The sequence below is a fragment of the Microbacterium sp. Root61 genome, assembly GCF_001427525.1.
GTDB lineage: Bacteria > Actinomycetota > Actinomycetes > Actinomycetales > Microbacteriaceae > Microbacterium.
In genome coordinates this window covers 503,247-526,729 of sequence record NZ_LMGU01000001.1, presented here as the reverse complement: position 1 = coordinate 526,729, position 23,483 = coordinate 503,247, and the positions used below count along the sequence as shown (strand labels likewise).

The following is a 23,483-nucleotide window of genomic DNA, read 5'->3' as shown; positions in this document are numbered from 1 at the left end:
GAGCATCGTCGACCGATGACTCCTCTGACTTTCGCGCGTGCGGAGCACGAGGTGCGGAACACGGCGTTCCGCGATGACATCGTCGTGCGCGAGATTCCTGCGCCGACCGGGCTCGCCCCGGACACGCTCGCTCTCGCCGGCGACATCCGCCCGGAGGTGGAGGGCATCGACTCTCCGTACGGATCGGGCCGGTTCATCCTCCTGCACGACGCGGAAGAGCCCGCGCAGTGGGAGGGGGCGTGGCGGATCGTGTGCTTCGCGCAGGCCCCGCTCGAGTCCGAGATCGGCACCGATCCCCTGTTGGCGGATGTCGCGTGGTCCTGGCTGATGGATGCCCTGGACTCGCGCGGCGCGCTCTATCACTCGGTGTCGGGCACAGCCACGAAAACTCTGTCCAAAGGATTCGGCTCGCTGGCCGACGAGGGCGACGGTGCACAGATCGAGTTGCGGGCCTCCTGGTCCCCCTCGGGCAGCATCGTGCCGCACGTCGAAGCCTGGGCCGAACTCGTCTGCATGCTGGCGGGTCTCCCGCCCGGATCTGAAGGGATCGCCGTGCTTGGAGCGCGAAGGTCACCGCGTGGTTGATTACATCGTCATCGAGGATGCCGCATCCCTCGAGGAAGCCGCCCGCGCGCTCGCCGCAGGGACGGGTCCCGTGGCGGTGGACGTGGAACGGGCATCCGGATTCCGCTACTCGCAGCGTGCCTATCTGATCCAGATGTTCCGGCGCGGCGCGGGCGTCTTCCTGTTCGACCCGCCCGCCATCGGGGATGTCAGCGCCTTGCAGCGCGCCGTCGGGGATGTCGAGTGGGTGCTGCACGCGGCAAGTCAGGATCTCCCGTCGCTCCGCGAACTCGACCTCGTCCCCACGACGATCTTCGACACGGAGCTGGCAGCGCGTCTGCTCGGCCACGAGCGCGTCGGGCTCGGCGCAGTGGTCGAGGACACGCTCGGCATCACCCTCGCCAAGGAGCACTCGGCGTCGGACTGGTCGACCCGGCCGCTCCCCCAGTCGTGGCTGGAATACGCGGCACTCGATGTCGAGCACCTCATCGACGTGCGCGACGTCCTCGTCGAGGAACTCGCCGAGCAGGGCAAGACCGAACTCGCCGCCGAGGAGTTCGAGGCTGTGCGCGTGCGTGAGCCCCGCCCGCCGCGCGAGGACCCGTGGCGCCGGCTGAGCGGCCTGCACACCGTCCGTGGCCGCCGGTCGCTCGCGATCGCCCGTGCACTCTGGACCGCTCGCGAGGAGTACGCCCGGGAGCAGGACGTCTCCCCCGGCCGACTCGTCCCCGACCGCGCGCTGGTGGCCGCCGTGCAGGCGGATCCGCAGTCCAAGGCCGATCTGGCCCGTATCAAGGAGTTCAACGGTCGCGCGAGTCGCACTCAGCTGGACCGCTGGTGGGCCGCCATCGAAGCGGGCCGCGCCTCGAGCGAGCTGCCTCCTGAGCGCGCTCCGGGCAGTGGCGAGAGCATCCCCCCGCCCCGGGCATGGGTCGATCGCAACCCCGCTGCGGATGCCCGGCTCAAGGCGGCACGCCCCGTGGTGGAGGCGCATGCCGAGACCATGAACATGCCGACGGAGAATCTGCTCACCCCCGAGCTGCTGCGTCGCGTCGCGTGGGCGCCGCCCGCCGAGATTTCGGCAGAGACCATCGGCGACGCGTTGGCGGATCTGGGCGCTCGTCGCTGGCAGATTGCAGAAACTGCACAGCTGATCGCTGATGCCTTTGTGGGATCCGTGCAAACCCCTCCGACGACGGCGGAAGAGGCTTCGTAGGTTCACCCCAACCGATTCCCGGCCGCTCCCACGCGAATCTAGGCTGGTGTCATCCCTATTTTTGGAGGCAGAGTGGCCGAGATCTCGGACGTCTTCTTCGTCGATGGAATGCGTACGCCCTTCGGGCGTGCCGGCGAAAAAGGCCAGTACTGGAACACCCGATCCGACGACCTGGCGGTCAAGGCGACCATCGGTCTGATGGAGCGCAACCCGAAGGTCCCCGCCGACCGCATCGACGACTTCGCGCTGGCCGCGACGTCGCAGACCGGCGATCAGGGCCTCACCCTCGGACGCTCGGTGGCCATCCTCTCCGGATTGCCGCAGACCGTCCCCGGCTTCGCGATCGACCGCATGTGCGCGGGTGCGATGACCAGCGTCACGACCATGGCGGGCGCGATCGGCATCGGCATGTACGACTTCGCCCTCGCGGGCGGCGTCGAGCACATGGGCCGCCACCCGCTCGACGGCAGCAACATCGATCCGAACCCGCGGTTCGTGACCGAGAAGCTCGTGAGCGCCGACGCGCTGAACATGGGCATGACGGCCGAGCGGCTGCACGACCGGTTCCCCGAGCTGACGAAGGAGCGCGCCGACCGGTTCGGCATGCTGAGCCAGCACAAGGCGCAGGCCGCGTACGACGCGGGCAAGTTCCAGCCCGACCTCGTGTCCGTCGCCGTCAAGGGCGCGGATGGCGCCTGGGGCCTCGCGACCGAGGACGAAGGACGCCGCCCCCAGACCACGATGGAAGGTCTGGCCGCGCTGAAGACCCCATTCCGCCCGCACGGTCGCGTGACCGCCGGTACCTCCTCGCCGCTGACCGACGGCGCGACCGTCAGCCTGCTGGCCGGCGGCGGTGCCGTCAAGGAATTCGGTCTCGAGCCGAAGATGAAGCTCGTCTCCTTCGCCTTCGCCGGCGTCCAGCCCGAGGTCATGGGCATCGGCCCGATCCCCTCCACGGAGAAGGCGCTGAAGAAGGCCGGTCTGACGATCAAGGACATCGGGCTCTTCGAGCTCAATGAGGCCTTCGCCATTCAGGTGATCTCGCTGCTGGATCACTTCGGCATCGCCGACGACGACCCGCGCGTGAACCAGTGGGGCGGCGCGCTCGCGCTCGGACACCCGCTGGCGGCATCCGGCGTGCGTCTGATGATCCAGCTCGCAGCGCAGTTCAAGGAGCGCCCCGACGTGCGCTACGGCCTCACCGCGATGTGCGTGGGCCTCGGGCAGGGCGGCTCCGTGATCTGGGAGAATCCGCACTACAACGGCAAGAAGAAGTAGGACGACCCGGATGACGAACTACGACGACATCGACTTCTCCGCGCTCGACGCCCTCACCGAGGGAGAAGTGGTGACGCACTCCCCCGTGCGCGACATCCGCCTCGCCTCCGGCAAGGTGCTCGCTCTGATCACGCTCGACAACGGACGCGATCACAACCGACCGAACACGCTCGGCCCGGCGACCCTCAAGGAGCTCGGTGAGACCCTCGACGGTCTCAAGACCCGGGCGGCCGCCGGCGAGATCCACGCGGTCGGCATCACGGGGAAGCAGTACATCCTCGCGGCCGGAGCCGACCTCTCCGATATCTCGAAGGTGCCCTCCCAGGACATCGCCCGCAAGATCGCACAGCGCGGCCACCAGGTGCTCGGCAAGCTCTCCGAGCTCGGCGTGCCCTCGTTCGCGTTCGTGAACGGCCTCGCACTCGGCGGCGGACTCGAGATCGCCCTGAACTCGACGTACCGCACGGTGGATGCCTCGGCAGCCGCGATCGCGCTGCCCGAGGTCTTCCTCGGCATCATCCCCGGATGGGGCGGCGCGTACTTGCTGCCGAACCTCATCGGCATCGAGAACGCGCTCGAGGTCGTGGTGTCCAACCCGCTCAAGCAGAACCGCATGCTCAAGCCGCAGCAGGCGTTCGACTACGGGATCATGGACGCCATCTTCCCGGCTTCGACGTACCTGGAGAGCTCGCTGAAGTGGGCCGACGGCGTGCTCGACGGCGCGATCAAGGTCGTCCGCAAGAACGAGCCCGGCAAGATCGAGCGGCTCACCAAGTGGCCCATCGCGATCAAGATGGCCCGCGGCATGCTCGAGAGCCGCATCGGATCTGTGCCGAAGTCGCCCTACGCCGCGCTCGACCTGCTCGACGCGGCCAAGAGCGGCACCAAGGCCGACGGTTTCGCCCGTGAGGACGAAGCGCTGTCCGAGCTCGTGGTCGGCGACCAGTTCGCGGCATCCATGTACGCGTTCGATCTCGTGCAGAAGCGCGCGAAGCGCCCGGTCGGCGCACCCGACAAGGCACTGGCCAAGCGCGTGACGAAGGTCGGCATCATCGGTGCGGGCCTGATGGCCAGCCAGTTCGCGCTGCTGTTCGTGCGTCGCCTGCAGGTGCCCGTGCTCATCACCGACCTCGACCAGGCGCGCGTGGACAAGGGCCTCGCGTACATCCGCGACGAGATCGGCAAGCTCGAGGCCAAGGGCCGCCTGGACGGCGACCAGGCCAACAAGCTCCGCGCGCTCGTGCACGGCACGACCGACAAGTCCGAGTACGCGGACTGCGACTTCGTCATCGAGGCCGTGTTCGAAGAGGTCGGCGTCAAGCAGCAGGTCTTCGCGGAGATCGAGCCGATCATCGCCGAGGACGCGATCCTCGCGACGAACACCTCGTCGCTGTCGGTCGAGGAGATCGGCGCCCACCTGGCTCACCCCGAGCGTCTGGTCGGCTTCCACTTCTTCAACCCGGTCGCGGTCATGCCGCTGATCGAGATCGTGAAGACCCCGCAGACGAACGAGGCTGCGCTGTCGACGGCGTTCGTGGTGGCCAAGGGCCTGGGCAAGAACGCGGTCCTGACCGCGGATGCGCCCGGCTTCGTCGTGAACCGCCTGCTGGCCAAGGTCATGGGCGAAGCGGCGCGTGCCGTCTACGAGGGCACCCCGCTGCTGACCGTGGAGAAGGCGTTCGCACCCCTCGGCCTGCCGATGACGCCGTTCCAGCTCATCGACCTGGTCGGCTGGAAGGTCGCCGCGCACGTGCAGGACACGATGGCGCACGCGTTCCCCGAGCGGTTCTTCGCATCGGAGAACTTCCACCAGCTCGCCGAGCTGCCGGAGGTCGTCGAGAAGGACAAGCACGGCAAGGTCACCGGCTGGACCAAGGCGGCACAGAAGGTCCTCGTCGCGGGCAGCACCCCGGCGAGCGAAGCCACCATCCTGCAGCGCGTGCAGGACGGACTCGCGCAGGAGATCAAGATCATGCTCGACGAGGGCGTGGTCCCCGAGGTCGAGGACATCGACCTCTGCCTGATCCTCGGCGCCGGCTGGCCCTTCATCGACGGTGGGGCCTCCCCCTACCTCGACCGCGAGGGCGCGTCCGAGCGGGTCTTCAACGACACGTTCCATCACCCCAAGATCCTGGGTGTCGCCTCGCGCTGAGCGCGGAGCACATGAGAGGGGCGGATGCTGCGGCATCCGCCCCTCTTCGTTCACCGCCCCCGTGGTATCTTCTGAACATGTTCAGTTCCGATGCGAAACCATCGTCGAAGAGCGAGCGGACCCGGGCGCTGCTCAGCGCCATCGCCGTCCGTTCGTTCCGTGAGCGCGGCTACGAGGAAACGACGATCCGACTGATCGCCGAGGAAGCGGGCGTGTCGGTCGGGACGACCCACTACCACTTCCCCACCAAGAACCACTTGGTCCAGGAGCTGTACCTCGATGTGCAGCAGGCGCACCGGGCAGCTGCCGAACCTCTCCTGGCAGGCGAAAGCGATCTCATCGAACGCCTGCGCATCGTCTACCGCACCGGCATCGACGGCCTCGCGCCGTTCCACGAGTTCGCACCGGGATTCCTGTCCGCGGCCGTGTCGCCCCGCTCCCCGATCAACCCGCTCTCGGAGGACTCCACCGCAGCCCGCAGCATCGTCGAAGGCCTGTTCACCGAGGCTGTCACCGGCGCGAAGAACGGGCTGCCCGATGAGTTCGAGGAGCGCCTGCCCGGAGCGCTCTTCCTCGGACACCTGCTGCTCGCGCTGTTCTGGGTCTACGACAAGTCTCCCGGTCAGGCCCGCACGTACAGCCTGCTCGATCGTGGGCTCGCCCTCCTGCGGCTGTCATTGCCGCTCACGCGCCTTCCTCTGCTGCGCGGCCCCTTGCGCGGCCTGCTCGACCTGGTCGCGGAGGTGAGAGCATGAGCACACTGGAAGCGAGCGAGGCGACCGTGTCGCCCCGGACCGAAGACGAGCCGATGGCGTTCACCAGGGACGAGCTCACCGCTGGGGGTTTGTGCGTCTGGGTGACCTACGTCATCCTCCTGCTGGTGGCACTCACGGTCACCATGATCGTCGCGAGCTTCACGGCGTTCGATCGCACCACGTTCCCCCAGAGTCTGCTCGCCTTGCCACTCGTGCTGTTCATGGCAGGCTTCTTCGGTGGCTGCATCTCCTTCGTGGTCATGCTGATCGGACTGCCGCTGGCATGGCTGATCGGGCGGGGACTGCAGCGCGAGCCACTGATCGGCATCCACCTGCTCGCCTACACCGTGCTCGGCACAGTGGTGGCAACCACCGCATTCCTGCTGCTCTCTGCCACGGCATGGGGCACTTTCCTCGCCCCCGCGAGCTTCCTGGGGCTCATCATCGCCATGCCCGCGGTGGTCGCCGTCCCGCTCGGGTGGTGGCGTAACCTGCGACGGATCCGCCGCACCGAAAATCCGCCGCCTCCGCCGCCTGCCAAGCCACGTCGAATCGACCCGGACGCCGCGTACGAGGACTCCCTGTAGCGAGTCCTACGCCTCGTGGCGGTGGGAGAACTCCGGGAGGGTGATCTCGCTCGTCGCGGGGCGCGCCACCGGGATACGGGTGCCGAGCACCTGGGCCACGACGTCGTGCGCGATCTTGGCCGCGGTCAGGCCCGCGTCATCCAGGATCTGCTCGCGCGTCGCGTGCGCGATGAACTCATCGGGCACGCCCAGCTCATCCACCGCGGTGTCGACGCCGGCTTCGCGCAGTACCTGCCGCACGCGCGTGCCGATACCGCCGACGCGGATGCCGTCCTCCAGAGTGATGACCAGCCGATGGGATGCCGCGAGCTCGATGATCGACGGCTGCACCGGGATGACCCACCGGGGGTCGACGACGGTGGCACCGATGCCCTGCGCGCGCAGACGTGTGGCCACCTCGACGGCGAGGTGGGCGAACGGCCCGATGCCGACGATGAGAACATCCTCGGCACCGTCGCGGACGAGCACGTCCACGCCGTCGGTCAGTCGTTCGATGGCGGGCAGCGGCGCGCTCACACCGCCCTTGGGGAAGCGGATGACGGTGGGCGCGTCATCGACCGCGACAGCCTCACGCAGCTCTTCCTGGAGGCGCTCAGCGTCGCGCGGGACCGCAATGCGGATGTGCGGCACGAGCTGCAGCATCGCGAGGTCCCAGATGCCGTGATGACTGGGGCCGTCGGGCCCGGTGACGCCCGCGCGATCCAGCACGAACGTGACGCCGGCATCGTGCAGCGCGACATCCATGAGGACCTGGTCGAACGCCCGGTTCATGAACGTCGCGTACATCGCGACGACGGGATGAAGCCCACCGAAGGCGAGGCCCGCGGCGGAGGCGACGGCGTGCTGCTCGGCGATGCCGACGTCGTAGACGCGATCGGGGAACTGCTGGGCGAACGGAAGCAGTCCGGTGGGGCGGAGCATCGCGGCGGTGATCGCGACGATATCCTCGCGCTCCTCGCCGATCGCGCGCAGCTCGGACGCGAACACGTCGGTCCAGCCGGTGCTGCTCGAGCCGCCGATCGCCTCTCCCGTGACGGGGTCGATGTGACCCACCGCGTGGAACTGGTCGGCCTCGTCGTCGAGGGCGGGCTGATAGCCACGACCCTTCTCCGTGATCGTGTGCACGATGACGGGCGCGCCGTACTCCTTGGCGAGCTCGAGAGTCTCGATCAGGGTGGGCAGATCGTGGCCGTCGATCGGGCCGAGGTACTTGATGTCGAGGTTCGAGTACAGCGCCGCGTTGTTCGTGAACCGCGACAGGAACCCGTGCGTGCCGCCGCGCAGACCGCGATACATCGCGCGCGCCGCCGGCCCCAGCTTGCGCGAGAGGCCCTCGGAGCCGCGGTGCAGGTTGCGGTACGTCTCGGCGGTGCGCACCCGGTTGAGGTAGCGCGCCATCCCGCCGATCGTCGGCGCGTACGAGCGGCCGTTGTCGTTGACGATGATCACCAGGTTGCGATCGTTGTCGTCCGAGATGTTGTTCAGGGCTTCCCAGGTCATGCCGCCGGTGAGGGCGCCATCGCCGACCACGGCGACGACATGGCGATCCTTGCGGCCCGTGCGGGTCAGGGCCCTTGACACGCCATCGGCCCAGCTCAGCGAGCTGGAGGCGTGCGAGGACTCGACGACGTCATGGGCGCTCTCGGAACGCTGCGGATAGCCCGCGAGGCCCCCGCGGGAACGCAGTTCGGAGAAGTCCTGGCGGCCGGTGAGCAGCTTGTGGACGTACGACTGGTGGCCCGTGTCGAAGATGAACGGGTCGTTCGGCGAGTCGAAGACGCGGTGCATGGCGAGCGTCAGCTCGACCACGCCGAGGTTCGGCCCGAGGTGTCCCCCCGTGCGCGCCACGTTCTCGATGAGGAACTCGCGGATCTCTCCCGCCAGCTCCTGGAGCTCGTCGACGGTGAGCGAATCGAGGTCGCGAGGACCTGTGATCGACGTCAGCCGGGTCATCCGCGCTCCCTTCCCGGTCGTGTTCCGATTCTATCCACCGAGCCTGCACGTCGCCTCGACGGTCAGGCTGTGATTCTCTGTCCGCAGACATGCGAATGGCCCCGGATGCAGGCATCCGGGGCCATTCGGTCACTCAGACGAGCGAACGCAGCACGTACTGCAGGATGCCACCGTTGCGGTAGTAGTCGGCCTCACCGGGCGTGTCGATGCGGACGACCGCGTCGAACTCGACCGTTTCCTTGCCCGGTGCGGAGAACTCGCTCGGGGTGGCCGTGACCTTGACCGTCTTGGGCGTGACGCCCTCGTTCAGCTGCTCCAGGCCCGTGATCGAGACGATCTCGGTGCCGTCGAGGCCGAGCGACTCCCAGCTCTGACCGGCGGGGAACTGCAGCGGCACGACGCCCATGCCGATGAGGTTCGAGCGGTGGATCCGCTCGAAGCTCTCGGTGATGACAGCCTTGACGCCCAGCAGGCTCGTGCCCTTGGCCGCCCAGTCGCGCGACGAGCCGGAGCCGTACTCCTTGCCGCCGAAGACGACGAGCGGGGTGCCCTGTGCCTGGTAGTTCTCGCACGCGTCGAAGATGAACGACTGCGGGCCGCCCTCCTTCGTGAAGTCGCGGGTGTAGCCGCCCTCGACGACAGCGCCGTCGTTGACCGCCGACACCAGCACGTTCTTCAGGCGGATGTTCGCGAACGTGCCGCGGATCATGACCTCGTGGTTTCCACGGCGCGAGCCGTAGGAATTGAAGTCCTTCTGCCTGACGCCGTGGTCCATCAGGTACTGCGCGGCGGGGGTGCCCGCCTTGATGTTGCCGGCCGGGCTGATGTGGTCGGTGGTGACCGAATCGCCCAGCGTCGCCATGACGCGTGCACCGGTGATGTCCGTGACAGGAGTGAGATCCATCGACATGCCGTCGAAGTACGGCGCCTTGCGGACGTACGTCGAGTCGGCATCCCATTCGAAGACCGGACCGGTCGGGGTCGGCAGGCTCGTCCAGCGCTCGTCACCGTCGAACACGGTGGCGTACTGCTTGATGAACTGCTCGCGCGAGATCGAGTGGTCGATGACGTCCTGGACCTCTTCCGGCGAGGGCCAGATGTCCTGGAGGAACACGTCGTTGCCATCGAGGTCCTTGCCGAGGGCGTCGGTCTCGAAGTCGAAGTTCATCGACCCGGCGAGGGCGTACGCGACCACGAGCGGCGGCGACGCGAGGTAGTTCATCTTCACGTCGGGGCTGATGCGGCCCTCGAAGTTGCGGTTGCCCGAGAGCACTGCGGTCACGGCCAGGTCGTGGTCGTTTACGGCGGCGGACACCTCTTCGATGAGCGGACCCGAGTTGCCGATGCAGATGGTGCAGCCGTAGCCGACGGTGAAGAAGTCGAGGCCCTCGAGAGCCTTGTCCAGGCCGGACTTCTCGTAGTAGTCGGTGACGACCTTCGAGCCGGGGCCGAGCGTCGTCTTGACCCATGGCTTGCGCTTCAGGCCCTTGTCGACGGCCTTCTTGGCGAGCAGGCCCGCCGCGATCATGACCGACGGGTTGGACGTGTTGGTGCAGGACGTGATCGCCGCGAGCGTGACTGCGCCGTTGTCCAGCATGTAGACCTCGCCGTCCGGCGTGGTCACCTGGACCGGCTTGGACCAGGCCGCGTGGTTGCCCGAGTTGATGTGCACCGGACGCGTGGTCGCCTTCTCATCCCCCGGAACCTGACCGGGGTCGGAGGCCGGGAACGAGTGCTTCGACTCGAGGTCGACGATGTCGTCGCTCGTGGTAGCCGAGGCGTAGTTCAGGATGTCCTGGCCGAACTGCTGCTTCGCCTCCGAGAGGAGGATGCGGTCCTGCGGGCGCTTCGGTCCGGCGATCGAGGGCACGACCGTGGACAGGTCGAGCTCCATGTACTCGCTGAACGTGGGCTCGCTGTCGGCGTCGTGCCATAGCCCCTGAGCCTTGGCGTAGGCCTCGACGAGGGCGACGGTCTCTTCCGGACGCCCAGTGAGCCGGAGGTAGTCGATCGTGACGTCGTCGATCGGGAACATCGCGGCAGTGGAGCCGAACTCCGGGCTCATGTTGCCGATCGTGGCGCGGTTCGCGAGCGGCACCGAGCCGACGCCGGCACCGTAGAACTCGACGAACTTGCCGACGACGCCGTGCTGGCGCAGCAGCTCGGTGATCGTCAGCACGACGTCGGTCGCGGTCACGCCGGCCGGGATCTCGCCGGTCAGCTTGAAGCCGACGACGCGCGGGATGAGCATCGACACGGGCTGGCCGAGCATCGCGGCCTCGGCCTCGATGCCGCCGACGCCCCAGCCGAGCACGCCCAGGCCGTTGACCATGGTCGTGTGCGAGTCGGTGCCGACACACGTGTCGGGGTAGGCGCGCAGCACGCCGTTGACGTTGCGGTCGTAGATGACCTTCGCCAGGTGCTCGATGTTGACCTGGTGCACGATGCCGGTTCCCGGCGGGACGACCTTGAAGTCGTCGAAGGCCGTCTGGCCCCAGCGCAGGAACTGGTACCGCTCGCCGTTGCGCTCGTACTCGATCTCGACGTTGCGCTCGAGGGCGTTCTCGCTGCCGAACAGGTCGGCGATGACGGAGTGGTCGATGACCATCTCGGCGGGCGAGAGCGGGTTGATCTTCTTGGGGTCTCCCCCGAGGGCTTCGACCGCCTCGCGCATGGTGGCGAGGTCGACGATGCAGGGCACACCGGTGAAGTCCTGCATCACGACGCGAGCGGGCGTGAACTGGATCTCGGTGTCGGGCTCGGCCGCGGCATCCCACGATCCGAGTGCTTCGATCTGCTTCTTCGTGACGTTCGCGCCGTCCTCGGTGCGAAGGAGGTTCTCCAGCAGCACCTTGAGGCTGAACGGGAGCTTCTCGTAGCCCGGGACCGTCTCGATCCGGAAGATCTCGTAGTCGGTGCTGCCGACCGTCAGGGTGCTCTTCGCACCGAAGCTGTCAACCGTGGACACGTGTGTCTCCTTCGTCGGCGGCGGGGACGGGCGTGTGGCCCGGCATCCCTATCTTTCTCCCCATCTGCGGCGGCGGCTAGTGAGGTTCACCTAACCACGAAGGGAGAGAAATTTATCTTGATGTCAAGATAAATGTATCACTTTGGGGTCGGCGGGTAGAGCGCGCGCACGGCGAGCCATGTCACTGCCACGAGCGGCGCGAACAGCGGCAGGCCCATGATGAGCTTCAACGTGCCGAGCGCGGTGACGTTGTCCGCGAAATACAGCGGCAGCTGCACGATCAGGCGCGCGGCGAACAATCCCGCCCAGGCGATGGCGAGCCAGAAGAACACGCGCTTCTTGCGCTTGTCCTGCCGCCACGCGGTGCCCTCGTTCATCAGGAACCCGACAGCGAGGCCGATCAGCGACCACCCGATGAGCGCCGAGATCAGGAACGCGGAGCCGTAGATGACGTTGGTGACGAACCCGGGGATGAAGTTGTTGCTCGCCTCGCCGGTGAACACGGCGAACCCTGCAGCGACGCCCGCCGCGATCAGGCCGCTCAGCGCCGCCGTGACCGGCTGGCGCATGATCAGGCGCACCACGGTGAACACCGCGGCGATCCCGAGCGAGAGCCCCAGCGACAGCCAGAGGTTTCCGTCGCCGGTCGCCGGATCGATGGTGACCGTGTAGACGACGATGAAGATCAGGCCGGGCAGGACGGATTCGAGCATGCCGCGCCAGCCGCCCATCGCCTTCCACACCACATGCCCGGTGGACTTGCCCTCGGAGGGGTCGAGTCCGGCGCGCCGGGCGGCACCGCCGAGGGCGGCTCCGAGGAGCTCGGATGCGGATGCCTCGGGTGCCGGCGGCGTCAGGCCGGGCGCGTCGCCACTGCCGGCGGCGCGGTCGTCCGGATCGCGGGTGTCGGGATCGCTCACGCCACGCCCGGGGTCGCCGGCATGCGCAGCGGGATCAGGTCGCGGGGAGGCATCGGGGTGCCGCCGCGCACGACCACGATCGAGCGGAAGAGATCCTCGACCTTGGCTGCGGCATCCACGTCGCTGGCCGCCGCGCCGCCGATCACACCGCGCAGGAACCAGCGCGGTCCGTCGACGCCGATGAAGCGGGCAAGGCGCTTGCCTGCGACGCCGTCCGCTCCGGCGATGACGGGTACCTCGGCGAGCAGCTCCGGTCCGAGCGGACCTTCGCGCTCCTCGACACGGCCGCCCTGCTGGCGGATCTGGGCGCGGATCTGCTCGCGCGTCTCCTCCCACAGTCCGCTCGTTCGCGGCGCCGCGAACGGCTGGACCTGCAACGTGGAGTCGGCGTAGTCGAGACCCACCGCGACGATGCGCTTGGTCTGCTCCTCGACCTCGAGGCGGAGATTCAGCCCCTCGCGCGGGAGGATCTTGATGCCGCCGAGGTCGATGTACGGGCGGACCGGGTTGGCCTCGGACTCGTCGAACGGTCCGTCGGCGGCGCGGTTGAGCGACGTCGGTGCGGGCGCGCTCTCGGCGCCCGATTCGTCGGGGGTTGTTGCGTCGGTCATGCTTGAACTCCTCGATCGGTGGTGTACCCGGTGGAGCCGAAGCCCCCCGCTCCGCGGAGACTCTCCGGGAGTTCCTCGACCGGGATGAACTGTGCACGCGAGACCGGCATCACGATGAGCTGGGCGATGCGATCGCCGACCGCGATGTCGTAGGCCTCGGTGGTGTCGGTGTTCAGCAGCGTGACCTTGAGCTCGCCGCGATAGCCCGCGTCCACTGTGCCGGGCGAGTTGACGATCGTGATGCCGTGCTTGGTGGCCAGACCGCTGCGGGGAACCACGAAGGCGACGTAGCCGTCGGGCAGCGCGATGCGCACTCCGGTTCCCACCAACGCGCGCTGTCCGGGTTCGAGGCGGAGCGCTTCGGCCGAGACGAGGTCCGCCCCCGCGTCACCGGGGTGCGCGTAGGCCGGAACCTGGGGGGCGATAATGAGGACATCCACGGTTTCGGTCACGCAATGAGGGTAGTGCAGATGGCAATGCGGAGTATCCGACGAGAATCGCGCGTCACGTACCGCGAACGCCTGAGCCCGTCGCTCTGGCTGATGATCAGTGCCGCAGTGGCGGCGCCGATGGTCGCGCTCGTGTTCGTGCGCATCGACACCACCCTGGCGCTGGTGATCGGCGCGGTCGTCGGCGTCGCGATCGTCGCGCTCATGGTGGCGGGTTCGCCCATCGTCGAAGTGCGCGACGGCTGGCTGCGCGTCGGTCGCGCGCGCATCGAGGTGCGCTGGCTCGGTGACGCTCAGACGCACACCGGTGAGGACGCGCGGATGGCGCGCGGTCCTGGTCTCCACCCCCGCTCGTGGCACATGCTGCGCGGGGGCATCGACGGTATCGCGGTGATTCAGATCACCGACCCGGACGATCCGACGCCGTCCTGGGTCATCTCCTCGCGGACGCCGGACCGATTGGTCGCGGCCATCCGTCGCGAGCAGTCCTACGCTGCACACTCCGTGCAGATCGGGCCGTCGGAGCCTTCGTGATCGAGCTGCGAACGGTGCTTCACGAGGAAGCAGTTCGCACACGTGAATTCGTCTTCCTGCGCGGGCAGGACGACGACATCGAGTTCGAGGTCGGACAGGTCCGCGCCGGGCAGCTCGAAGCCGGACGGGTTGTCGGCGTCTTCGACGTCGACCGAACCTGAGAGTTTGTCGGGAACACGCTCCTTGAGGGCCTCAATCGACTCACTGTCGTCCTCGGTCTTGCGGGGGGCGTCGTAATCCGTGGCCATGCGTTAGCGTCTCTACTTCCCAGAATCTTGTGTTCGTTGCCCCTGCGGGCGGCCATAGTTTGCACGACCCCACGCCTTTTCGCAAATGCAACTTTCACCGCGAGTGAATTCCGGGGCCGGCACGAGCGTGAAACTCGCGGCACGCCCGCGATATTCCCGGCCGCGGCGCCGCACTGTGACAACATGGCCAGCACACCGCCGGATCGGAGAGGCGTTTCGCATGGAACAGCTCAAAGTCATCGGAACCGAGGACGACGCGCTCGTCCTCGCGACCGAGTCGGGCGAACGATTTTCGCTCGCCATCGATGACGTGCTGCGCGGCGAGCTCCGCCGAGCACGTCGCGAGCACGAAGGCGATGCCCCGCACCGTCGACCCAGCCCCCGCGAGATCCAGGCGCACATCCGCGCCGGGCTCTCGACCGAGGAGACCGCCAAGCTCCTCGATGCCCGCATCGAGGACATCGTTCGCTTCGAGGGGCCGGTGATCGCCGAGCGCGAGCACATCGTCGGCCAGGCACTGTCCGTCCCCGTCCTGCTGGGTGCGGAGCTCGAGCCGGACGCCCTGCCGACCTTCGGCGCGGCCGTCCGCGCGAAGCTGGCCGAGGCCGGTGCCAGCGGTGAGCGCTGGACGAGCTGGAAAGAGCCCACCGGGTGGGTCGTCAAGCTCGAGTTCACCGCGAACGAGGTCGACCACGACGCGCGCTGGGGCTTCGACCCGCGCCGCACGACGCTGTCGCCCCAGAACGCCGACGCCATTCAGCTCTCGCGTCAGGGATCGCTGCCGGAAGGGCTGATCCCCCGGCTGCGCGCCCTCGAGGTGCCGCTCGCGAAGGACGAGTCACGTTTCGACAGCGCCGCATTCGGACCGCGACGTATGCCGGACCCGGAAGCCGACATGGAGACTCCGGACGTGCCGTCCCCCGTCACCCGCGCGGTGCAGCAGGCGGCCATCAAGCGTGCTCCCGACACGACGGTGACCTCGGCAGAGACCGCAGACCTGCTCGAGGCGCTGCGGCGCCGTCGTGGCCAGCGCGAGCCGCTCCCGGGCATCGAGACGACGACCAGCGCACCCTCCGCGCGTTCGCAGTCACCCGTGGCACTGTTCGACGCGCTCGAGCCGGGCTACGTCGAATCTCCGCGCGAGAACACCGAGCCCGAGGCACCCGCGCAGAGCGAGATCGAGCGCACAGCGGCCGCCAATGAGGCGGCGGGCCGGCGCAAGGGCCGCACGTCGATGCCGTCGTGGGACGAGATCGTGTTCGGCGCCCGCACGGACGAGAACTAGACCGCTCTCAGGCGAACGCTCCCAGGCGCACGAGCGGAACGGTCCGCTCCTCGTCGGTGAGCGAGCCGTGCTGTCCGATCATCTTCTGGGCGGCCTTGTCGAACAGGCGGTCGTCGTAGTACGCGACGGCGGCACGCGGCGCGACCAGGACGTTTCCGATGCGATCGCGCACGGCGATGTCCACGACCGGGCCGAACAGGCCGGCGGCGATCGCCTCATCGCGCGTGATGACCCAGGAACGTGACGATTCCGACGCGCGCCACACCTCGGCGACCCGCTCGGCGGCGCCGTCCTCGGCGTAAAGATGCAGCATCCGCGGTTCGCCGCCGATGAGGCGCACGCCGTCGAGCAGCTCCGATCCCTCCGACAGCAGCAGGTGCCGGTGCCGGGGGACATCGACCATGCCGTGATCGGCGGTCACGATCGCGCCGACGCCCGGTGCGAGGGCCGTAGACAGGGTCCGTGCGGCGCTGTCGACCCGCTCCAGGCCCGCCGCCCACGCATCCGACTCCCAGCCCAGCTTGTGACCGAGGCCGTCCAGGTCGGGCACGTACAGGTACACGAGACTGCCCGGGTTGCTGTTCGCGAGGTCCGCGGCGATCCGCGCGCGATCGCCCACATCGTCCGCGGTCGCGAACTGTGCACCGCGGAGGGTGGCTTCGGTGAACCCCGACCCGACGTACTCGGCACGCGAGACGACGAACGTCGGGCGCCCCGCATCGGACTCGCGTTCGAACAGCGGCTGCGCACGCTGCCAGGTGGTCGGCGAGAGACGGTCGGTCTCCCAGCCCTTGAGCTGGTTCGGAACCGAGTCCGTGCCCGGCACCCGCACCCGGTAGCCGACGATGCCGTGCTCCCCCGGCCAGGTGCCGGTCAGCAGACTCGTCAGCGCGGCCGCCGTCGTGGACGGGAACACCGTACGGGCGACGTCCTTCTTCGTCATGGCCGCGGCGAGGAATCGCGCATGACCCGCGCGAACCGCGAGATTGCGCGCACCGAGGCCGTCGACGACGAAGACGATGGCGCTGGATGCCGGGGCGAACCAGTCGGATTCGCCCCGCAGGGAGGACAGGAGCTGCGGGAGCACACCGGTGAGGCTCCGGGCGTGTGGGTGGTCCGCGGGTAGGCTGAGGGACATCGGGGCCAGTCTCGCACACCGGCGGGACGGGCCCTCTGTGCAGTACGACCGTTCACCCGAGGCCCGGAAACCACATGCCCGCAACACCGCCCCCGTCCCCCGCCCAGGATCGAGCTCCGGAGCGCATCGAAGACGTCGATGTCTCGACCGAGATGCAGGGGTCCTTCCTCGAGTACGCGTACTCGGTGATCTACTCCCGCGCCCTTCCGGATGCCCGGGACGGACTCAAGCCGGTGCAGCGCCGCATCCTGTACCAGATGGCAGAGATGGGGCTGCGTCCCGAACGCGGACATGTCAAGAGCGCCCGCGTCGTGGGCGAGGTCATGGGAAAGCTCCACCCGCACGGCGACGCGCCGATCTACGACGCGCTGGTGCGTCTCGCGCAGGCGTTCTCGCTGCGCGTGCCGCTCGTCGACGGACACGGCAACTTCGGATCCTTGGATGACGGTCCCGCCGCCTCGCGGTACACCGAGGCCCGTCTCGCTCCTGCCGCGCTCGCGCTCACCGCGGACCTGGACGAAGACGTCGTCGACTTCATCCCGAACTACGACGGGCAATTCCAGCAGCCCGAGGTCCTGCCTGCGGCGTTCCCCAATCTGCTCGTCAACGGCGCGACCGGCATCGCCGTCGGTATGGCGACCAACATGGCGCCGCACAACCTCATCGAGGTCGTCGGCGCCGCCATCCATCTCCTGGACAACCCGGACGCGACCGTCGAAGAGCTGATGGAGTTCGTGCCCGGCCCCGACCTGCCGTCGGGCGGCATCATCGTCGGCCTCGACGGGATCAAAGATGCCTACACGGTCGGTCGCGGCAGCTTCAAGACGCGCGCCAAGGTCTCGATCGAACCGCTCGGACCGCGTCGCACCGGCCTGGTCGTCACCGAGCTCCCGTACCTCGTCGGTCCCGAGCGGATCATCGAGAAGATCAAGGATGCGGTCAACTCCAAGAAGCTGACCGGCATCGCGGACGTCACGGATCTGTCCGATCGCCACCACGGTCTCCGTCTCGTGATCGGGATCAAGACCGGCTTCGATCCCAACGCCGTGCTCGAACAGCTCTACAGGCTGACCCCGCTCGAGGACTCGTTCAGCATCAACAACGTCGCCCTGGTCGGCGGGCAGCCCCAGACCCTGGGTCTGCGCGAACTGCTGCGCGTCTACGTCGACCACCGGATCCGCGTGGTGACTCGACGCAGCCAGTACCGCCTCGACCGCCGCCGCGAACGCCTGCACCTCGTCGAGGGACTCCTGGTCGCGATCCTCGACATCGACGAGGTCATCCAGGTCATCCGCTCCTCGGACGACAGCGAACAGGCCCGCACCCGCCTGATCAGTGTCTTCGACCTCTCCCAGGTGCAGGCCGAGTACATCCTCGAACTGCGCCTGCGTCGACTGACGCGGTTCTCGCGCATCGAGCTCGAGACCGAACGCGACGCGTTGCTGGCCGAGATCGCACAGCTCGAAGAGCTCCTCGGCAGCGAGATCCTGCTGCGCGCGCTCGTCGCACGCGAGCTGGATGCCGCGGCCGAGACCTACGGGACGCCCCGCCGCACCCTCCTGCTCAACGGTGGCCCCGTCGCAGCGCGCAGCTCGCGCGCGGCAGCGGCAGCCGACCTCCAGATCGCGGACGCGCCCTGCCGCGTATACCTGTCGGCCACCGGTCGCATGGTGCGCGCCGAGATGGCGGCCGACGTCCCCGGCGGCGGGATCGTGACGCCGGCCCGTCGCTCCAAGCACGACGCGATCCGCTCCGCCGTGGACACCACCACGCGCGGCGACCTGGGTGCGGTGACCTCCGCCGGGCGCCTCGTGCGCTTCTCCCCCGTCGACCTGCCGTCTGTCCCGGGCAACTCGGTGCAGCCGGCCGCGGGCACCCGCGCCGACCAGTACCTCGGGCTCGCGAGCGGCGAGCACGCCATCGCGCTCGTGCCGCTCGCCGAGAACCCGCCCGTGGCCTTCGGCACGCTCCAGGGCGTCGTCAAGCGCCTCGCCGCGAGCGAGATCGGTCCGAAGCACGACATCGAGATCATCGCGCTGAAGCCGGGCGACCGCGTGGTCGGCGCCGCCGTCGCGCCGGATGACGCGGAGCTGATCTTCGTGACCTCGGACGCGCAGCTGCTGCGGTTCGATGCCTCGTCCGTACGCCCGCAGGGCCGGTCTGCCGGCGGCATGGCCGGAGTCCGCATCACTGCGGGCGAGAGCGTCGTGTTCTTCGGCGTCGTCGGCCCCGAGGCATCCGATCCCGTCGTCGTCACGATCGCGGGCACATCGCAGGCGCTTCCGGGAGCGGATGCCGGAACCGGCAAGGTCTCGGTGCTCGAGGAGTTCCCGCCCAAGGGCCGGGCCACCGGCGGGGTGCGCGCCCAGCGCTTCCTGAAGGGCGAAGACACCATCACGCTGGCCTGGGCCGGTGAGTCGCCCGTGCGCGCCGTCGGACCGGACGGCGCCGTGCGCGATCTGCCTGAAGTGGGCGCGAAGCGGGATGCCTCGGGCCAGCCGCTGGACGGCGTCATCGGCGCGATCGGCACCGCGGTCCAATAGCTCGCATCGACGAAAGCCGGATCGCTGCGGTTCTCCGCGGTGATCCGGCTTTCGTCTGTGCGGCGGCGGGTTACGCGTCGATGCGCTCGCGGGAGAAGCCTGCGGAGGACTCCACGATGAACTCCTTGCGCGGCGCGACGTCGCTGCCCATGAGGAGCTCGAAGACCGACATCGCCTGCTCGGCATCCGACACGCGGACGCGACGCAGTGTGCGTCCGGCGCGGTCCATCGTCGTGGTCGCGAGCTGATCGGCGTCCATCTCGCCGAGACCCTTGTACCGCTGGATCGGCTCATGCCAGCGCTTGCCCGACTTGGTCAGCTTGGCCAGCAGAGCGTGCAGCTCGGGCTCGGAGTACGTGTAGATCGTCTCGTTGGGCTTGGAACCCGGGTTCATCACGATGACACGGTGCAGCGGCGGTACCGCCGCGTAGACCCGACCCTCTTCGATGAGCGGGCGCATGTAGCGGAAGAACAGCGTCAGCAGCAGGGTGCGGATGTGCGCGCCGTCGACATCGGCGTCACTCATCAGGATCACCTTGCCGTAGCGGGCCGCGCTGAGGTCGAACGAGCGGCCCGAGCCGGCTCCGATCACCTGGATGATCGAGGCGCATTCGGCATTGCCCAGCATGTCGCTGATCGACGCCTTCTGGACGTTGAGGATCTTGCCGCGGATCGGCAGCAGCGCCTGGTACTCGCTGCTGCGGGCGGCGCGCGCCGTGCCCAGCGCCGAGTCGCCCTCGACGATGAACAGTTCGGAGTCGGCCACATCGCTGGAGCGGCAGTCGACGAGCTTCGCCGGCAAGGACGAGGATTCCAGCGCGTTCTTGCGGCGCTGCGTCTCTTTGTGCGTGCGCGCGGAGATACGCGCCTTCATCTCGGAGACGACCTTGTCCAGCAGCAGCGAGGTCTGCGCCTTGTCGTCGCGCTTGGCCGAGGTGAAGCGTGCGGCCAGCTCGCGGCTGACGATGTTCGACACGATCTGGCGGACCGCCGGCGTGCCGAGGACCTCCTTCGTCTGGCCCTCGAACTGGGGCTCGGGCAGACGCACGGTCAGCACGACCGTGAGTCCGGCGAGCATGTCGTCCTTCTCGAGCTTGTCGTTGCCTACCTTCAGACGGCGGGCGTTCTGATCGACCTGCGCACGGATCACCTTGATCAGCCCGGCCTCGAAGCCCTGCTGGTGGGTGCCGCCCTTCGGCGTCGAGATGATGTTGACGAACGAGCGCATCACCGTGTCGTAGCCGGTCCCCCATCGCACCGCGACGTCGACGACGCACTCGCGCTCGACTTCGGTCGGGATCATCGCGCCGGTGGGCTGCAGCACGGGCACGGTCTCGGTGAAGGTCCCGGTGCCGGTCAGGCGCCAGGTGTCGGTGATCGCGGCATCCGGAGCCAGGAAGTCGGCGAATTCGGAGATGCCGCCGTCGAAGCGATAGCTGGTCTCGACGGCGTCCTCGCCGGCGCCGATGCGCCGCTCGTCGCGGATGACGATCTCGAGACCGGGCACGAGGAACGCCGTCTGGCGCGCGCGCTGCTCCAGCTCGTCGAGGTGGAAGTGCGCGTCCTTGGTGAAGATCTGCGGATCGGCCCAGTACCGGATGCGCGTGCCCGTGACGCCCTTCGCCGCCTTGCCGGCGACCCGCAGCTCGGAGCTCTTCTCGAACGGGGTGAACGTCGCGTCGGGCGTGGGGCCGGAGAAGTTGCCGGGCTCACCGCGGTGGAACGACATCGCCCACGTCTTGCCGCCGCGGTCGACCTCGACGTCGAGGCGCGCGGACAGCGCATTGACGACGGATGCCCCGACACCGTGCAGACCGCCCGACGAGCCGTAGGAACCGCCGCCGAACTTGCCGCCGGCGTGCAGCTTCGTGAAGACGACCTCGACCCCGGACAGCCCCGTACGCGGCTCGATGTCGACCGGGATGCCGCGGGCGCGGTCGCGCACCTCGACGCTTCCGTCGGCGTGCAGGACGATGTCGATACGACTGCCGAAGCCACCGAGAGCCTCGTCGACCGAGTTGTCGATGATCTCCCACAGGCAGTGCATCAGACCGCGGGAATCAGTGGACCCGATGTACATGCCGGGGCGCTTGCGAACGGCTTCAAGGCCCTCGAGCACCTGCAGATGATGGGCGGAATACTCAGAGGTCACAATCCTCAAGAATATCCGGGGCATCCGACGTCGCGGTCGTTCTCGCTCGGCGTGCCGGGTCGACGTACGCGGTGAGCGAAATGTGATCGGTTCGCGGCATTCTCCCGGGCATCGCATGGTTGTATGTGATGACCCCGCACCAGGACGCTACACAACCGAGGAGGCACCGAAATGACCACGTTGACGACAGCCGCTGAGCCCGCCGATGTCCTCGAGTACCGTCTGACCGCCGCAGACCGCTGCGACTCTTGCGGTGCGCAGGCGTACATCGCCGCAGAAGTGAACGGCAGCGAGCTGCTGTTCTGCGCCCACCACGGTCGCCGCTACGAAGAGAAGCTGCGCAGCATCGCCACCAGCTGGCACGACGAGACTTCGCGTCTCACCGAGTCCGTCTAGGCGGAATACACCCGGAGCACTTCCGGAGACACGCGCACGGCGATCTCCTCGCCGATCGTGTCGATCGCCTCGCCGAGGTCGGTCGCGGTGAGCGGCGCCTGGTCGTTCGCTCCGTAGATCGCGACCGACTGACCGGCGGCGGCATCCGTCCACGGCTCCAACACGCTCTCCGCACCCGCGATCGCGCGCACCGCGCGCGGCCCGGCCGGCGTTCCCGCTTGGATCCGCCCCGCGAGCATGGACGGCAACCCGTGCAGCGCACCGACGCCGACGTGCACGCCGTCCTCCTCGACCGACAGCACGGGGGCACGCAGCGCCGCGATCGGGCGCACGCCCAGTTCGGACTCCCCCGGTCCGCCCGCGGAGCGGATCCCGTACGCGAACGCCCCGATCCGCACCATGTCGTATCGGTACTCGGAGCGGGCGACCGCGGCCGCGCTCGCGGCCAGGTGCCGCACGACGGGCCGCAGTCCTGCGCGACGGGCCGTCTCGACGGCATCGTCGAACGCGTGTCGCGCGAGGTCGTCTTCGGCGTCGGATGCCTCGGCGATGTGACTCCAGACGCCGATCACCTCGATCGCGCCGTCCGTCTCGAGCGCCGCGGCCCGCGCCGTGAACGCGGGCCATTCGTCGGGCCGCACGCCGTTGCGGTGCAGACCGGTGTCGATCTTCAGATGCACGCGGACGCGGACATCGGATGCCGCGGCAGCGGCTGCGGCGTCTTCCAGGAGCGCGGCGTCCCCGATCCCCAGATCGAGCCCGGCCGCCACACCGGCGGCCACCTCGGCGGCGGAGGCCGCGATCCAGACGAAGATGCGGGCGTCGGGCCCGAGCTCCTCCCGCACGGCACAGCCGGTGCGCACATCGAACGCGCCGAACCAGCGCACGCCTTCGCTCCAGGCCCGGCGCACGACGGCTGCCAGGCCGTGTCCGTAGGCGTCGTCCTTGACCACGAGCATGAGCTCGGCGGGTGCCACCGTGGCGCGCACGTGGGCGATGTTGCCCGCCAGTGTGCCGAGGTCGACGTGCAGTTCGGCTGTCACTCGGTGTACTCCCGCGTCGCTCGCTGTCCGATGGTTGTGACGATCTCCGCAGCCGTGAACCCCGTGGCCAGCACCCACTCGCCCATCGACGGCTCGTCGGATGCCGGATCGCCGAAGAACACCACTTCGTCGCCGCGTTCGACACGCACGTCGCCGACGTCGACGACGCATACGTCCATGGCGACACGCCCGACGATGGGTAGGCGTGCGCCCGCGATCGCCACCGCCGCGTGGTTGCCGAGGGCGCGGACGATGCCTTGGGCGTAGCCGCCCGTGACCAGTGCGACCCGGGTGTCGGTGTCGGCACGGTGCGTGTAGCCGTAGGAGACGCCCTCGCCCGCCAGGAGCGGCTTCACGCTCAGCACGGTGCCGACCAGGCGCAGCGCGGGAGCGCCGTTGGAGCCGGGCAGGCCGTACAGTGTCGCCAGGGCGTCGGAGTCGGAGCTGGATCCAGGTTCAGCGACGGTGAGGCCGCTCGCGCGGAGCACGCCAGCGACCGCTGCCTCTCCATGGCCCCACGCGTCGTGGGAGAGCACGACCGGCGCGTGCGAATCCAGAAGTGCGGCGTTGGCTCGCAGCGCCGAGACCGACACGATCGCGCGAAGTCCTCGAGGCTCTTGGTCCGGACCGCCGGAGCCGGAGGTCACAGGGAGCGAAGAGGTCACCCATCTAGACTATCCGGGTCCCCCGT

Annotated in this window: 20 protein-coding genes; 10 read left to right on the top strand and 10 right to left on the bottom strand. The window is 68.6% G+C overall.

The window, feature by feature from the left end; translation table 11 throughout:
• Positions 1 to 15 precede the first annotated feature (15 nt).
• The 6 genes from ASD65_RS19280 to ASD65_RS02510 all read left to right on the top strand — a co-directional run bounded on the left by ASD65_RS19280 (position 16) and on the right by ASD65_RS02510 (position 6,552).
• Positions 16 to 585: a DUF3000 domain-containing protein gene (locus ASD65_RS19280; RefSeq protein ID WP_056217986.1), complete on the top strand. Its 570-nt coding sequence runs from the start codon at positions 16 to 18 to the stop codon at positions 583 to 585.
• On the top strand, positions 578 to 1,780 hold the full coding sequence (locus ASD65_RS02530; protein ID WP_056217983.1) for a ribonuclease D: 1,203 nt from the start codon (positions 578 to 580) through the stop codon (positions 1,778 to 1,780). The genes ASD65_RS19280 and ASD65_RS02530 overlap by 8 nt, the downstream gene beginning before the upstream one ends.
• 72 nt (positions 1,781 to 1,852) lie before the next feature.
• Positions 1,853 to 3,058 carry a thiolase family protein gene (locus ASD65_RS02525; RefSeq protein WP_056217982.1) on the top strand — a complete coding sequence of 402 codons (1,206 nt, stop codon included), beginning with the start codon at positions 1,853 to 1,855 and terminating at the stop codon, positions 3,056 to 3,058.
• Between the two features lie 10 nt (positions 3,059 to 3,068).
• On the top strand, positions 3,069 to 5,210 hold the full coding sequence (locus tag ASD65_RS02520; protein WP_056217978.1) for a 3-hydroxyacyl-CoA dehydrogenase NAD-binding domain-containing protein: 2,142 nt from the start codon (positions 3,069 to 3,071) through the stop codon (positions 5,208 to 5,210).
• A gap of 77 nt (positions 5,211 to 5,287) precedes the next feature.
• On the top strand, positions 5,288 to 5,965 hold the full coding sequence (locus ASD65_RS02515; protein ID WP_056217975.1) for a TetR/AcrR family transcriptional regulator: 678 nt from the start codon (positions 5,288 to 5,290) through the stop codon (positions 5,963 to 5,965).
• The gene (locus tag ASD65_RS02510; protein ID WP_056217973.1) at positions 5,962 to 6,552 is read left to right on the top strand and encodes a hypothetical protein; all 591 of its coding nucleotides are present in this window, start codon (positions 5,962 to 5,964) and stop codon (positions 6,550 to 6,552) included. Before ASD65_RS02515 ends, ASD65_RS02510 begins: the two co-directional genes overlap by 4 nt.
• Positions 6,553 to 6,558: 6 nt before the next feature.
• Here ASD65_RS02510 and dxs read toward each other — a convergent pair whose 3' ends face one another.
• From dxs to dut, 5 genes are all read right to left on the bottom strand, one after another.
• Entirely contained in the window at positions 6,559 to 8,505 is a 1,947-nt protein-coding gene (gene dxs, locus ASD65_RS02505; protein ID WP_056217971.1) for a 1-deoxy-D-xylulose-5-phosphate synthase, read from the bottom strand.
• Between the two features lie 133 nt (positions 8,506 to 8,638).
• Complete coding sequence (gene acnA, locus ASD65_RS02500; RefSeq protein WP_056217967.1) at positions 8,639 to 11,473, bottom strand: aconitate hydratase AcnA; 2,835 nt, start codon at positions 11,471 to 11,473, stop codon at positions 8,639 to 8,641.
• 137 nt (positions 11,474 to 11,610) lie between these two features.
• Positions 11,611 to 12,393 (bottom strand): DUF3159 domain-containing protein, encoded by a 783-nt coding sequence (locus ASD65_RS02495; protein ID WP_056217964.1) that lies wholly within the window; start codon positions 12,391 to 12,393, stop codon positions 11,611 to 11,613.
• On the bottom strand, positions 12,390 to 13,004 hold the full coding sequence (locus ASD65_RS02490; RefSeq protein WP_056217962.1) for a DUF3710 domain-containing protein: 615 nt from the start codon (positions 13,002 to 13,004) through the stop codon (positions 12,390 to 12,392). The genes ASD65_RS02495 and ASD65_RS02490 overlap by 4 nt, the downstream gene beginning before the upstream one ends.
• The gene (dut, locus tag ASD65_RS02485) at positions 13,001 to 13,456 is read right to left on the bottom strand and encodes a dUTP diphosphatase (RefSeq protein ID WP_056217959.1); all 456 of its coding nucleotides are present in this window, start codon (positions 13,454 to 13,456) and stop codon (positions 13,001 to 13,003) included. The genes ASD65_RS02490 and dut overlap by 4 nt, the downstream gene beginning before the upstream one ends.
• Positions 13,457 to 13,474: 18 nt before the next feature.
• On the opposite strand from dut, the gene ASD65_RS02480 reads away from it, so the two are divergent.
• Positions 13,475 to 13,987 carry a DUF3093 domain-containing protein gene (locus ASD65_RS02480; protein WP_327041585.1) on the top strand — a complete coding sequence of 171 codons (513 nt, stop codon included), beginning with the start codon at positions 13,475 to 13,477 and terminating at the stop codon, positions 13,985 to 13,987.
• Here the strand turns inward: ASD65_RS02480 and ASD65_RS02475 are convergent.
• Positions 13,942 to 14,235, bottom strand: coding sequence for a DUF4193 domain-containing protein (locus ASD65_RS02475; RefSeq protein ID WP_056217952.1), 294 nt, complete (start codon positions 14,233 to 14,235; stop codon positions 13,942 to 13,944). The two genes, ASD65_RS02480 and ASD65_RS02475, sit on opposite strands and share 46 nt — an antisense overlap.
• A gap of 220 nt (positions 14,236 to 14,455) precedes the next feature.
• Between ASD65_RS02475 and sepH the strand changes: the two genes are divergently transcribed.
• A complete protein-coding gene (gene sepH, locus ASD65_RS02470; protein ID WP_056217948.1) occupies positions 14,456 to 15,520 on the top strand; it encodes a septation protein SepH in 1,065 nt (354 codons plus the stop codon).
• A gap of 7 nt (positions 15,521 to 15,527) precedes the next feature.
• On the opposite strand, the gene ASD65_RS02465 is transcribed toward sepH, so the two are convergent.
• Entirely contained in the window at positions 15,528 to 16,658 is a 1,131-nt protein-coding gene (locus tag ASD65_RS02465) for an alkaline phosphatase family protein (protein WP_056217946.1), read from the bottom strand.
• A 74-nt stretch (positions 16,659 to 16,732) separates the two neighbouring features.
• Here ASD65_RS02465 and ASD65_RS02460 point away from each other — a divergent pair, with 74 nt between their 5' ends.
• Positions 16,733 to 19,201: a DNA gyrase/topoisomerase IV subunit A gene (locus ASD65_RS02460; protein WP_056217942.1), complete on the top strand. Its 2,469-nt coding sequence runs from the start codon at positions 16,733 to 16,735 to the stop codon at positions 19,199 to 19,201.
• A 70-nt stretch (positions 19,202 to 19,271) separates the two neighbouring features.
• On the opposite strand, the gene ASD65_RS02455 is transcribed toward ASD65_RS02460, so the two are convergent.
• Positions 19,272 to 21,377, bottom strand: a complete 2,106-nt coding sequence (locus tag ASD65_RS02455) for a DNA gyrase/topoisomerase IV subunit B (protein ID WP_056217939.1) — start codon at positions 21,375 to 21,377, stop codon at positions 19,272 to 19,274.
• Positions 21,378 to 21,524: 147 nt separating this feature from the next.
• Between ASD65_RS02455 and ASD65_RS02450 the strand changes: the two genes are divergently transcribed.
• Positions 21,525 to 21,749, top strand: coding sequence for a DUF7455 domain-containing protein (locus ASD65_RS02450; protein ID WP_056217936.1), 225 nt, complete (start codon positions 21,525 to 21,527; stop codon positions 21,747 to 21,749).
• Here ASD65_RS02450 and ASD65_RS02445 read toward each other — a convergent pair.
• Both ASD65_RS02445 and ASD65_RS02440 read right to left on the bottom strand, forming a co-directional pair.
• On the bottom strand, positions 21,746 to 22,792 hold the full coding sequence (locus ASD65_RS02445) for an alanine racemase (RefSeq protein ID WP_056217933.1): 1,047 nt from the start codon (positions 22,790 to 22,792) through the stop codon (positions 21,746 to 21,748). The two genes, ASD65_RS02450 and ASD65_RS02445, sit on opposite strands and share 4 nt — an antisense overlap.
• Positions 22,789 to 23,457, bottom strand: coding sequence for an alanine racemase C-terminal domain-containing protein (locus tag ASD65_RS02440; RefSeq protein WP_056217932.1), 669 nt, complete (start codon positions 23,455 to 23,457; stop codon positions 22,789 to 22,791). The genes ASD65_RS02445 and ASD65_RS02440 overlap by 4 nt, the downstream gene beginning before the upstream one ends.
• Positions 23,458 to 23,483: the final 26 nt, after the last annotated feature.